This window comes from Metallibacterium sp., from assembly GCF_054637675.1.
In genome coordinates this window covers 32176-45433 of the sequence record NZ_JBTSRB010000004.1, presented here as the reverse complement: position 1 = coordinate 45433, position 13258 = coordinate 32176, and the positions used below count along the sequence as shown (strand labels likewise).

8 protein-coding genes are annotated in these 13258 nt (G+C 67.5%); all 8 read right to left on the bottom strand.

Features of this window, described 5'->3' with window-relative positions:
- Positions 1–157: 157 nt before the first annotated feature.
- Complete coding sequence (locus tag ACYDAT_RS02365) at positions 158–1375, bottom strand: glycoside hydrolase family 57 protein (RefSeq protein ID WP_461439169.1); 1218 nt, start codon at positions 1373–1375, stop codon at positions 158–160.
- The gene (locus ACYDAT_RS02360) at positions 1372–2676 is read right to left on the bottom strand and encodes a glycosyltransferase family 4 protein (RefSeq protein WP_461448372.1); all 1305 of its coding nucleotides are present in this window, start codon (positions 2674–2676) and stop codon (positions 1372–1374) included. The genes ACYDAT_RS02365 and ACYDAT_RS02360 overlap by 4 nt, the downstream gene beginning before the upstream one ends.
- 147 nt (positions 2677–2823) lie before the next feature.
- Complete coding sequence (locus tag ACYDAT_RS02355; RefSeq protein WP_461448371.1) at positions 2824–5124, bottom strand: glycoside hydrolase family 15 protein; 2301 nt, start codon at positions 5122–5124, stop codon at positions 2824–2826.
- Positions 5121–6572 carry a glucose-6-phosphate dehydrogenase gene (gene zwf / locus ACYDAT_RS02350; RefSeq protein ID WP_461448370.1) on the bottom strand — a complete coding sequence of 484 codons (1452 nt, stop codon included), beginning with the start codon at positions 6570–6572 and terminating at the stop codon, positions 5121–5123. The genes ACYDAT_RS02355 and zwf overlap by 4 nt, the downstream gene beginning before the upstream one ends.
- A 2-nt stretch (positions 6573–6574) precedes the next feature.
- Positions 6575–7627 (bottom strand): phosphogluconate dehydrogenase (NAD(+)-dependent, decarboxylating), encoded by a 1053-nt coding sequence (gnd, locus tag ACYDAT_RS02345; protein ID WP_461439165.1) that lies wholly within the window; start codon positions 7625–7627, stop codon positions 6575–6577.
- On the bottom strand, positions 7624–9918 hold the full coding sequence (gene pgi, locus ACYDAT_RS02340) for a glucose-6-phosphate isomerase (protein WP_461448369.1): 2295 nt from the start codon (positions 9916–9918) through the stop codon (positions 7624–7626). The genes gnd and pgi overlap by 4 nt, the downstream gene beginning before the upstream one ends.
- Positions 9915–10988 (bottom strand): transaldolase, encoded by a 1074-nt coding sequence (tal, locus tag ACYDAT_RS02335; RefSeq protein ID WP_461448368.1) that lies wholly within the window; start codon positions 10986–10988, stop codon positions 9915–9917. The genes pgi and tal overlap by 4 nt, the downstream gene beginning before the upstream one ends.
- Positions 10989–11056: 68 nt before the next feature.
- Positions 11057–13105 (bottom strand): transketolase, encoded by a 2049-nt coding sequence (tkt, locus tag ACYDAT_RS02330; RefSeq protein WP_461448367.1) that lies wholly within the window; start codon positions 13103–13105, stop codon positions 11057–11059.
- Positions 13106–13258 lie beyond the last annotated feature (153 nt).

The window sequence follows — 13258 nt, the reverse complement described above, 5'->3', positions numbered from 1 at the left end:
CCTCCGTGAATTTATACTCAATTAGTAGAAAATTGAACCCCGGATCGCGAAGCACGTTAGTGCATTAACCCGCGCACAAGCCACGCGCACGACGTACGCGACCTGTGTCGCATGCAATTGCAAGGTCTGTGGGCGTGCATTGCATGCGACACGCTGATCAACGGGGTGGGTCGCAGCGCCCGGCCAGATCATCCATGACGTTCATGTAATTGATGCAGGCGGCATAGGGCGATTCGTAGGGACTGAAATACTTGTGCACATCGCCATCACTCCAGTGCTTGGTGGCCATGTAGTAGAAGTGATCGCTGGTTTGCAGGCGGCGCCAATCTTCCAGCAGCGCCACCGCATCCGCCGTGGCGGGCGTATTGCGCAAGCTCTTGGCCAACCCGTAGCAACGCGCCAGCGCGGTGCGCTGGATGGCATTGCCATCCCAGGCCGAGGTATCGCGCTCCTGGTCGGCCCACGAGATCGCCTGCGGCAAATCCAGTCGCGCGGCATCAACCGGCACGCTGCGCGCGGCTTGCGTCGGGGTGACGAAGCGGAAACAGCCGCGCCGCAGCAACTCGCCCGGCAACGCGCGCATGAACGCGAAGATGCCGCTGTCGGCCCACTGGTGCTCGCCGAAGGTTTCGTAATCCATGTACAGGCCGATGAAACCGCCCTGCGCGGCGCGCGCTTCAGCCTCGGCCTGCAGCCAGTCGGCGTAGCGCGTCGCGGTCAGCGGCCACGCGCTCCAGTGCCGATCCGAAAAGCGAAACGCGAGGTCATCGCTGAGGCGGTAATGGCGCGGCAGCGCCGCCAATCCGGGCGCCGCGGAAAATCGATACGCATGTGACGCACTGCGCCCCTGCAGCAGACGCTCGGCGCCCTCGATGCACACGCCACCGAAGCCCATCGCCGCGACCTGCGTGAGCACGCGATCACTGGTGATCAACTCGGTGTTGCGAAAACTCCCGGCGCACGCGCCCAGCAGTTGCGCGCAGCTTGCCTGATGCAACCGCACCTGCGCGGCGAATTCCTGCGCATCATGCAGTGCGGCCAGGCTGTGGTGCGAAGTCTCGGTGAGCAGCTCGACTGCGCCGGTGGCCAGCAGTTCGCGAAACGACAGCAAGACCTGTGGCGCCCAGGCTGCCATCTGCTGCAGGGCCGTGGTGGTGATGGAAAAACTCACGCGAAAATGCGGCGCGTGCGCGCGGATCGCGCCCAGCAGCAGCGCATTCATCGGCAGATAGCAGTGCTGCGCCACGCGCCGCAGGATGGCGGCATTGACCGCATCGTCGAAGTAATCGTGCGCGCGGCCGATGTCCTTGTAGGTGTAGTGGCGCAGACGCCACGGTTGATGCACCTGGAAATAGAAGCAGATATCCAGACTCATGACGGCGCGCCGCTGCTGGCGCCGAGGATCTCCACATATTCCGCGAGAATGTGCTGCGCCGAGGTATCCCATGACAGGCGCGCAAGCTGCGCGCGGCCATCCGCGACCATCTGCTGCGCAAGCTCGGGCCAGCGCAATACGGCGAGCATCTGATCGGCGAGCTTTTCGTGATCCCAGAAGTCGGCTTGCAGACTGGGACTGAGCACCTCGCGCACGCCTGACTGCCGCGACAGGATCACCGGCGTGCCGGCGGCGAGCGCTTCCAACGCGACCAGACCGAACGGCTCCGACACGCTGGGCATGACCAGCAGGCGCGCTTGCGCCAGCACGTGCGCGACATCGCGCGCACCCAGAAAGCCGCGAAACTCGACGCGCTGGCGCACGCCCAGTTCGATCGCCAACTGCTGAAGCTGCGCCAGCATCGCGCCGTTGCCGCACACCACGAAGCGCGTGTCCGGCTGATGCCGCGCTACCTCGGCGGCCGCGCGCAGAAAATGATCGGGGCCTTTCTGCAACGCCAGGCGCCCCAGAAACACCACCCAGGGCAGCCGCGCCGCCATCGCCACGAGCGGACGCGCGGGCAACACCGGGGCGTCGGGCGCGTTGTAGATCACCTCGATCTTGTCGGCGGCAATACCGTAGCGCTCGATCAGCACGCCACGGGTGTACTCGCTGACCGCGAACACGCGCGCGGCGCGCGCGCAGGCCGCGCGTTCGATGGCCTCGATGCGCGCATCCGCGCCCGCGCCGCTGCGATCGTATTCGGTCGAATGCACATGCACGCACAGCGGCCAGTGGCGTGCGTCGGCCAGCGCCAGCGCGGCGGGAAAACTCATCCAGTCGTGGGCGTGGATCACATCGGCGTCGACGCGCGCGCCCAGATCGCGCACCAGACGCGCGTAACGCGCTACCTCGTGCGCCAGGTCGACGCCATACAGCGCGTCTCCCTCGGCATCGCCCTCGGCCAGTTCTGTCGACACAACGCGCCGATGTCGCGGCGCCGGCAACGGCAGATAGGGCCGCAAGCGCGCATCCAGCACCAGGCGCTGCAAGCGCCCCGGCATCGCAGCACTTGCGTTGCTGGTCGCGCGCGGGCGCCGCAGCCACGCGGCGACGCCGGCCACGCGCAGTCCACGCGCCTGCAGCACGCGGTCGTAGCGCGGCAGCACAAACAACACCTCGACGCCGGCCTGCGCCAGCGCGCGCGCGATGCCCTGGCTGGCCTTGCCCAGGCCGCCGGCGATGCGCGGCGGGTATTCCCAGCCCAGCATCAGCACGCGCAGCGGTATAGCGTGAACCATCCTGTTCTCCATCGATGACCCACCGGCAAGCACTGGCGCGGCCATCGCAGCGTGCAACCTGCTTGCTTGATCGCGGGTGCGGACGATTGATCGCGCCCCGCAGTCGCCGCCGACTCCGCCTGCGCCCGCCAGATCGGCAGCGCTGGCTCAGGCGGGCGCTGTCAGTTCGAGTTGCCAGTCGCGGCCTTCCCAGTCGCGGCCATCAAGAAAGCGGCGCGTGAATTCGAGCGAACGCGCTGTGGTCAGCGCCGCGCCATCCAGATGCACGCCATGCATGCCCAGCCCGGTGGGCGCGCTGGGCACATCACGCACGCCCTGCCAACCGTCGTGGCCAAGGTGCAGCACGAACGGCGCATCGCCCTCGATCAACACGGGCCGCGCGGCATCGAGCTGCGCGCCGGGTGCCTGCGGCCGCCACAGTTGCACGGCGGCCACACGCGGCGTGACGTAGCGCGCAACGACCTCCGCCAGTTGTTCGATCGGCGACTTGCGCTGCATCACCGTGGCCAGCTTGATGAATTCGGCGTGCGCCCAGACCAGCGGCATGGCGCTGCCGGTGGGGCGTCCCGGGTACAGGCCACGCGCGGGAATCGGTTCGCTGTCCCAGATCTGCTCGGGCAGCATGCCGCCCTCGCTGGCCGAGGCCAGCATGGCATCGAGGTAGGGCCGCGCGTCCGCGCCGGCCTGCACCGCGAACTGGCCGCGCTCACCGGTCAGCAGCGGCCAGGCGCGGCCGACGCCGGTGCCGTCGAAGGCACGACCGTCACGGTGCTCGCCGTAGCCATCCTCGTTGTAGCGCCGGTAGAAGGCGCCTGAGGGCGTTTGCACGCGCAGCAGCGCATCGACCAGACGCGTGGTGTCGACGATGCGCGCGTCCGCGGCATCGCGCAAACCCAGACGCACCAGATACAGATACTCCAGCCCCAGCAGATCGCGCGCAGCGACCACCACGCGGCCGCGATTCTTCAGCGCGATCTCGCTGTGCTGCGCGTCCTGCCCAGGCGGGGCGATGCGCACGTAATGACCGTGCGTGCCGTGCGCGCGGTCCAGCTCGGTGTCCTGCACGTACACCCACGATTCGATGCGCGCGTTCCAGTCATCGGCCAGCAGCAGCGCGTAGCGCGCATCCGCCGCATCCAGAAAACCGTGCGCGGCGCCGGCCACCAGCGCGGCGATGGCCGCGGCCAGGGTGAAGGGATTGATGCCGGGGTTCTCCTCCCAGCGATCCTGCGGACTCAACGGTCCGGTGCGCGCCACGAAACGCAACGCGCGCCGCACCATCGCGGTGGCCGCGGCGCGCTGACCATCGAGCAGGCCAAGTTCGTCGAGCTTGGCCGCCAGCAGCACCGGCAGCGCGGCTTCATCGAGCTGCACGCCGGTCCAGTACGGGCGCCCGTCGGTGTAGAAATTCTGCGCCCAGTGGCCGTCGTCCTGCTGCGTGGCGATCAGATACGAAAGCAACGCGCGGCTCTCCTCGTGGTGCGCGCAGGCGAGCATGGCGAAACCGGCTTCCACCGCGTCGCGCGACCACACCAGGTGATAGCCGCCCGGATCATCGCGGGTATTGCCCCATGGAATGCTGAGGCTGGCGATCAGCGCGCCCGGATAGCGGCGATCGTCGTGCACCTTCAGCACCATCGCCGAGCGGCGCACGGCCTGCTTCAGCACGGGATCCTTGAGCTCGCACCGCAGCCCGCGCGACCAGTGCCGCCAGCCCTCGACAAAGCCCGCGCGCGCGGATTCATAACCCTGCGCCAGGGATGCGCGCGCCAGGGTCTGCGCGCCTTCCAGCGTATCGGCGAAACTCAGCGCCAGCACGCCGTGGAGCGCATTCAACTCGCCCAGCAAGGCCACGTTGCCGTTGCTGGCGCTGGCGTACGTCCAGGTCATCGCGTCGTGCTGCTGGAAGTCCTGCCAACCATCGGAGACGCCGACATAGCCGGCGCTGCCGCGCGCGAAACCCTGATCGGCCACCAGCATCAGCGCGTTGTCCTGTTTCAGCGCGGCCAGGCCGTGCGCATGCACCAGCGCGCTGTTGTCGTGTCCCGATCCGCCCAGGTGTGGCGCCAGCAGCGCGTACAGCCTGAGTCCATTGCCGTGCAGGCGATAGCGGATCAACACCACGTCGCGCAGCGGGTCGGCCAGCACCTCGAACTCCAACTTGTAGCGCTCATGCTCATGCACCACTTTGGGCAGCGGCACTTCCGCATCGGGCGTGCTCAGTTGATAGCGGTGCTCGCGCTTGACCTCGCACCAGAAATCCTCGCCGGCGACGATGAAGCCCAGATCGCGGATTTGCGGCAGGCTGCACGAGGGCCAGTACACCTCGTCCAGAATGCCGTAGCCCAGCGTGAACCAGACGCGGCCGGAACCCAGCGCGGTGCCGACGATATCCTTGGCGCTGCTGCTCCATGCCGGCGCCATGCCCGGGCATCCGGGTGCGTTCATGCGACATCCCCTGAACCCGCAGCGATCGAACGCCAGCGCAAGCCGGCGTCCAGCACGCGCGCCTGCGTGGCCGGCCCTTCGCCGCCAGCGGGATAAAAATCGGGGCTGCCGTGCTGCCACGCGCGCAACACCGGATCGACGATGCGCCACGCCCACTCCACCTCGTCGAAGCGCAGAAAATGCGCGCGCTCGCCGGCCAGCGCGTCGATCAGCAACTGTTCGTAGGCGGAAAACCCGCTGTCGCCGGCGCTCTCATAGGGCGCGGTCAGGGTCACGCTGTGGCCTTCAAGCTGCAGCCCGGGGCGCTTGGCGGTGAGCTGCAAGTCCATGCGCTGCTCGGGCTTGATGCGCAGCACCAGCCAGTTGGGCTCGTCGGCCCGCACCAGGCCCGGCAGCGGCCCCGGCACGCGCCGAAACTGCACGGCGATTTCCGAGGTTTCCGCCGCCAGACGCTTGCCGCTGCGCAGATAAAACGGCACGCCCTGCCAGCGCCAGTTGTCGATCTCCAGACGCAGCGCGGCGAAGGTTTCGGTGTTGGAGCCGCGCGCGACGCCGGGCTCGCGGCGATACGCCGGCAGCGTCTTGCGCCCTTGCCGACCGGCGCGATACTGGCCGCGCACCGCGTGCGCATCGAGATTGCGCGAGTCGATGGCCTTGACCGCGCGCAGCACCTCGACCTTGTGATCGCGCAACACCTCGCCATCCCACGTGGACAAAGGCTCCATCGCGGCCAGACTGAACAACTGCATGAGATGGTTTTGCAGCATGTCGCGCAGCGCGCCGGCCTTGTCGTAATAGGCTGCGCGGTGTTCCACGCCCAGGGTTTCGGCGTAGGTGATCTGCACCTGGGCGATGTGCTGCGCATTCCACACCGGCTCCAGCAGGCGGTTGGCGAAGCGCATCACCATCAGATTTTGCGTGGCCTCCTTGCCGAGGAAATGATCGATGCGCAGTACTTGTGCTTCATCCCAGTGCTGGTGCATTTGCGTGCGCAGTACCTCGGCGCTGTGCAGATCGGTGCCAAAGGGTTTTTCCACCACCAGGCGCCGCCAGCCGCCGCGCGGCGGCTGGGCGAATCCGGCCGCGCCCAGCGCCTGCGCCGCGGTGCCGAACAGCGGCGGCGGCAGGGCCAGATAAAACAGTGTGCCGGGACTGAGGCGCTCGGCGATGGCCGAGACGTCCTGCGGCGTGAGCTGGCCGCTGGCGTAATCGAGCTGCTTGACGAAGCCTGCCGCCGCGCGCGCATCGAAGTCGTCGGCGAAAGCGCGCAAGGCCTTGTCGATATGGCTTTGAAAGCGCGCGCGCGACCACGGCTCCATGGCGTAACCGAGGATGCGCAGATCGCGCGTCAGGCCTTGTCGATGCAGGCGATACAGCGCCGGCATCAGCAGGCGCTGGGTGAGGTCACCGGTAGCGCCGAGAATGACCAGCGTGCGCGCGGCGGCCACGGTCACTTCCCCCCGGCCGTTTTCTCGGCATGGCCACCAAAGGCGTGGCGCATGGCCGACATCACCTGATTGGCGTACAGCGCGTTGCCGCGCGAGGAGAAACGCGCGAACAGCGCCGCCGCGAGTTGCGTGGCAGGCACGCCCTCGTCGATGGCGGCCTGCAGCGTCCAGCGACCTTCGCCGGAATCGGATACGCGGCCCGCGTAGGACTTCAGCTCGTCGTCCTGCAACAGCTCTTCGGCGGTCAGGTCCAGCAGCCAGGAGCCGATCACCGTGCCGCGCCGCCACAGTTCGGCGATCTCGGCCAGGCGCAGCTCGTAGCGATAGCGCTCGGGATTCTCCAGCGGCGTGGTCTCGGCATCGGCCTGCTGGGCGCTGCTGCCGGCATTGGCGTGGCGCAGCACGTTGAAGCCCTCGGCGTAGGCGGCCATCACCGCGTACTCGATGCCGTTGTGCACCATCTTGACGAAGTGCCCGGCGCCGTTGGACCCGCAGTGCAGATAACCCTGTTCGGCCATGTCGGGCTTGCCCTTGCGCCCGGCGCTACGCGGCGCGGAGTCCACCCCCGGCGCCAGCACCGCGAAGGCGGGTTCGAGGCGGACGAATGCGCGCTTGGGGCCGCCAATCATCAGGCAGTAGCCGCGCTCACGGCCCCACACGCCGCCGCTGACGCCGACGTCCATGTGGTCGATGCCAGCCTTGCGCAGACGCTCGGCGCGGCGCAGATCCTCGACGTAGTGCGAGTTGCCGCCGTCGATCACGCAGTCGCCCCTGGACAGCAGCGGCAGCAGCTCGTCGAGCACGGCATCGACCGCGCCGGCTGGCACCATCAGCCACACCGCGCGCGGTGCCGGCAATGCCGCGACCAGCGCGCGCAGCGAAGCGGCCGCCTTCGCGCCAGCCTCGCGCACTGCGGCACGCGCCTTGGCGTTGGCGTCGTAACCGACGCAGGCAATACCGCCGTGGTGCAGGCGCGCGGCCATGTTCAGGCCCATGCGGCCGAGGCCGATGAAGCCCAGTTGCAGTCCATTCTTCTTTGCCGAGACCTTGCTCATGCCACATCCTCCCAGAGTCGGACACCGCCCTTGAATGCGTTGGCGTTGTCGCCACGACGCACGTCTTTGGGCAGATCATCCAGATGTTTGACGTTGCCACCGCCGAGCACCACGTAATCGGGTCGCAGGGCCTCGCGCAGCAGCGTGATGATTTCGAACACGTTGTCGTGCCACTTCTTCTTGTGCTGCTCGCGGTAAGCGTCGCTGACGTAGTACTCGTAGCTGCGCTTGCGAAATGGCAGGTGCGCCAACTCCGTGGCCTCGACGCGACCCTCGACGATCATCGCCGAGCCCAGGCCAGTGCCCAGCCCCAGAAACAGCATGCGTCCACCGGCATAACTGCCCAGCGCCTGCATGGCGGCATCGTTGATCACCCGCACCGGGCAGGCGAAGGCTTTTTCAAAATCGAAGCCCACCCAGCCCGTGCCCAGATTGGCCGGCTCGTGCACGATGCGCCCGTGCACCACCGGCGCCGGAAAACCCATGCTCACGCGGTCGAAGTGCGCGCCGCGCAGTGCCTTGCGCAGGGCTGGCAGCATGCGCTGTGGCGTCATGTCCGGGCCGGAGACGATCTTGATTTCCTCGCGTCGTCCCTGCAGCAACGCCTTGACGTGGTTGCCGCCGACATCCAGCACCAGCGTGCGCGGCGCGGCGCGCGCGGCGGGCGCGGCGCGGCGTGCATGCCGGTACCACTGGATCGCGGCATTGGTCGAGGCGTCGTGCTGCAGGCGCTTGCGCGGCGCCTCGATCTCGCCTGCCACGCGCAGCGCCAACTGTTTGCCCAGCTCCACGCCCCACTGGTCGAAGGGATTGATGTCCCACACGCAGGCCTGGGTGAACACGCTGTGCTCGTACAACGCCACCAAGCTACCCAGCGTCGCCGGCGTGAGCCGATCGGCCAGCAACAGGCTGGACGGGCGATTGCCATCGAATACCTTGTGCGGCACCAGCGCCGCCGGCGTGCCCTCGGCCCTGACCTGCGCCGCGGACTTGCCGAAGGCCAGCGCCTCGGCTTGCGCGATGACGTTGGCCAGCAGCAGATCCTGATGCCGGCCCAGCGGCTGCAGCGCCTGACCGAAGGCGATGAAATCGCAGGGAATCAGGCGCGTGCCCTGGTGGATCAATTGGTAAAACGAGTGCTGGCCATTGGTGCCCGGCTCGCCCCAGAACACCGCGCCGGTGGCGTAATCGACGCGCTTGCCATCGCGCCGCACCGACTTGCCGTTGGACTCCATGGTCAGTTGCTGCAGGTAGGCCGGGAAGCGCTTGAGGTATTGCGCATACGGCAATACCGCCACGGTCTCGCTGCCGAAAAAGTTGCCGTACCAGACGTTGAGCAGGCCCATGATCACCGGCAGGTTGTGCTGCAGCGGTGCCTGGCGGAAGTGCGTGTCCATGGCGTGGAAGCCGGCCAGCATTTCCATGAACGCCGGCGCGCCGATGGCGAGCATGGTCGAGAGCCCGATCGCCGAGTCCATCGAATAGCGACCGCCTACCCAGTCCCAGAACGCGAAGGCGTTCTCACGCGCGATGCCGAAGGCCTCGACCGCGTCGAGGTTGGTCGACAGCGCCACGAAGTGTTTGGCCACGGCGCGCTTGTCGCCGCCGCAAGAGGCCAGCAGCCAGTCGCGCGCGCTGTGCGCGTTGGTCATCGTCTCGAGCGTGGTGAAGGTCTTGGAGGCGACGATGAACAGGGTTTCATCGGGGCGCAGCCCGCGCACGGCCTCCTGGAAATCGGTGCCATCGACGTTGGATACGAAGCGCAGCGTCAGGCTGCGATCGCTGTAATGGCGCAGTGCCTCATGGGCCATCACCGGGCCGAGATCGGAACCGCCGATGCCGATGTTGATGATGTTGCGGATCGGTCGCCCGCTGTGGCCCTTCCACTGCCCAGAGCGCACCGCTTCGGTGAAGGCGCGCATCTGCGCCAGCACCGCTTGCACCTCGGGCACGACATTGACGCCATCGACCACAATCACCGCGCTGGCCGGCGCGCGCAGCGCGGTGTGCAGCGCCGCGCGGTGTTCGGTGAAGTTGACTTTCTCGCCGTTGAACATGGCTTCGCGGCGTGCCTCCAGACCCGATGCGCGGGCCAGATCCAACAGCGTGCGCAGGCTGGCGTCGTCGATGCGGTGCTTGGCGTAATCCAGGCGCCAGCCGGCGGCTTCTTGCGTGTAGCGCTGCGCGCGCTTGGCGTCCTGCGCGAACAGATCGCGCAAATGCAGTTTTTGCAGCCGCGCGTGGTGTTGCTGCAGCGCCTGCCAGGGTGTGGGGCGACGCGACGCGCTCATGACGCTTTCCCCATGCGCTGGGCGATGCTTTGCAGCAGCGAATTCCACGAGGCCACGAACGCCGCGGCGCCCTCTTGCTGCAAGGTCTGCCCCAACGGCTCGACCGCAAGGTCCAGCGCGGCAAAGCGCTGCAGCTCACGCTCGTGCGCGTCGCCCGTGGTCGCCATCGGCACATCGAACGTGCCGTGATCGAGCGCGGCCAGCAGGGTCTTTTCCGGCATGGTGTTGACGCTCAGCGGCGCGATCAAATGATCGACATACAGCGTGTCGCTGGCCTGCGGGTCTTTCGTGCCGGTGCTGGCCCAGAGCAGGCGCTGCGGGCGCGCGCCACGATTCATCAGACGCCGCATGCGCGCCGAACCCACCACATCCAGATAGGCGCGATAAATCTGCGCGGCCACGGCCAGCCCGAGCCGGTTGCGCAACTCGGCGGGCACCTTGTCGGCCACCTTGACGTCCCAGCGGCTGATGAATACCGAGGCCACCGAAGCCACATCCAGCGCCAGGCCATCGCGCTCGCGACGCTCCAGTCCACGCATCCAGGCCTCGGCCGCGGCGCGATACTGCTGCGTCGAAAACAGCAGGGTGACGTTGATCGGAACGCCGCGATGGATCAGCGTTTCGATGGCCTCGATGCCCGCATGCGTGCCTGGCACCTTGATGTACAGATTGGGCGTATCGGCGCGCGCATGCAGCACCGTGGCCTGTGCGATCGTGCCCGCGGCATCGTCAGCCAGCAGCGGCGAGACTTCCAGCGACACCCAGCCGTCCACGCCGCCGGTGCGCGCGTGCAGCGGCGCGAACAATTCGGCCGCGGCACGCAAATCCTCCAGCGCCAGATCGAAAAACACCGCCTCGGGATCCTTGTCGCCAGCGGCGCGAATCGCCGCGTCATAGTCGGAGCTGTTGCGGATGGCGTGCTCGAAAATCGTCGGGTTGGAAGTCAGGCCGCTGACGCCCGCTGTATCGCGGTAACGCGCCAGGCCGCCGTCGCGCAGCAGCGCGCGGGTGATGTTGTCGAGCCAGAAACTCTGTCCTGCCTGCACCAATGCGCTACCGATGTCTGCCATGTCGATCCTCCGGAATGTATGGCGCCACGCTCGCATCGGACGCGCGCCCTTGTTGCCCATGCAGCACGCTACTTGCCCAGCAAGGCCAGCGCGCGCGCGCAAATGTGCTCCACGGTAAAACCGTATTCCTGCAGCAGGCGTGGCGCCGGCGCCGAAGCACCAAAACGGTCCACGCTGATCACCGCGCCGGCATCACCCGCGTAGCGCGACCAGCCCTGGCTGACGCCCATCTCCACCGCCAGGCGCGCGCGCACGGTCGGCGGCAGTACGGCATCGCGCACAGCCGGAGGCTGCGCCTCGAACAACTCCCAACTGGGCATGGACACGCAGCGCACGGCGATCCCTTGCGCGTGCAGGCGTTCTGCGGCAGAGAGGATCAGATGCACCTCCGAGCCGCTGGCGATCAGGACAAGCTGCGGTGTTCCTTGCGCCACATCGCGAATCACGTAGGCGCCCTGGCGCAAGCCGTCTGCCGAGGCGTAGCGGCTGCGATCGAGCACCGGCAAATCCTGGCGCGAGAACATCAGTACCAGCGGCTGATCGCGCGCTTCCACGGCCACGCGCCACGCCGCCACGGTTTCGTTGGCATCGCAGGGGCGTATCACGATCAGGCCCGGCACCGCGCGCAGATTGGCCAGTTGCTCGACCGGCTGATGCGTGGGGCCATCCTCCCCCACAGCCAGACTGTCGTGGGTGAAGACGAAGATCACGTGCAGCCGCATCAACGCCGCCAGACGCATGGGCGGGCGCATGTAGTCGGAGAAGATCATGAACGTCGCGGTGAACGGCAGCACGCCGCCGTGCGCTGCCAGACCGTTGGCCACCGCGCCCATGGCGTGCTCGCGCACGCCGAAGTGCAGGTTGCGCCCGGCATGGCTCCATCCGGCAGCGTCCGAGCCCTGCATATCCGTGCTCGTGGTCGCGGCTGGATTGAAATCACCCATGCCCAGCAGTGCGGTCTTGGTCGAGGGGTCCAGATCCGCCGAACCGCCAAACAGCTCCGGCAACTGCGCGGCGATGGCGTTGAGCACCTTGCCCGACGACACGCGCGTGGCCTGACCGCGCGCATCCGCCGCGAACTCCGGCAACGCCTTGGCCCAGTCGGCGGGCAGCGCGCCGGACAAGCGCCGCTGCAATTCAGCGCCCGGCTCGGGATACGCGGCGACATAATCAGCCAGGACTTTCTGCCACGCGGCTTGCGCCTCGCGGCCGCGCGCCGCGGCTGCGCGCCACGCGTGCAGGGCAGTCTCCGGGATCTCGAACGTCGGCTGCTGCGGCCAGCCCAGCGCCTGCTTGGTGCGGCGCACGTCCTCGTCACTCAGCGGCGCGCCGTGCGCCTTGAAGCTATCCTGCTCGGGCGAGCCGTAGCCGATATGCGTGCGCACCGCGATCAGCGACGGGCGCGTGGTCTCCGCGTGCGCGGCCTGCAACGCGGCTTCGATGGCGGCCAGATCGTTGCCATCCGCGACCTGTACGGTATGCCAGCCATAGGCCGCGAAACGCGCGAGGCGATCCTCGGTGAAGCTGATGGCGGTGCCCGCGGCCAGCGTCACATGGTTGTCGTCGTACAGGCAAATGAGTTTCCCCAGGCGCAAATGCCCGGCCAGCGAAGCCGCCTCGGCGGCGACGCCTTCCATCAAATCGCCATCGCCGACGAGGGCGTAGGTGTGGTGATCGATCGGCGCGTGCGCGTCGCGGTTGTAGCGCGCGGCCAGATGCGCCTCGGCAATGGCCATGCCGACCGCATTGGCGATGCCCTGGCCCAGCGGCCCGGTGGTCACCTCCACGCCCGGGGTGTGGCCGCGCTCGGGATGCCCCGGCGTCTTGCTGCCCCATTGCCGGAACTGCTTGAGATCATCCAGGCTCAATGCGTAACCGCTGAGATGCAGCAGGCCGTAGAGCAGTGCCGAGCCATGTCCGGCGGAGAGCACGAAGCGGTCGCGATTGCACCAATCGGGATCGGCCGGGTTGTGCCGCAGCCAGCGCGTCCACAGCACATAGGCCATGGGTGCGGCGCCCAACGGCAGACCGGGATGGCCGCTGTTGGCTTTTTGCACCGCATCGAGTGCCAAAAAACGCAGCGTATTGATGCACAATTGATCGATGGCATCGGACATGGCGCACTCCTGCGTAAAGCCATCCACGGCTTGCAAAAGGTCCGCGCGAAGCGGACCTTCCCTCGACCTGCTGCGCGTTGAAGTTCAGCTTGTATTCCATTCTCTCCGGGAGACGACCAACGGAAGTCCCCAAGGGAAGGCGGCGCGAAGCGC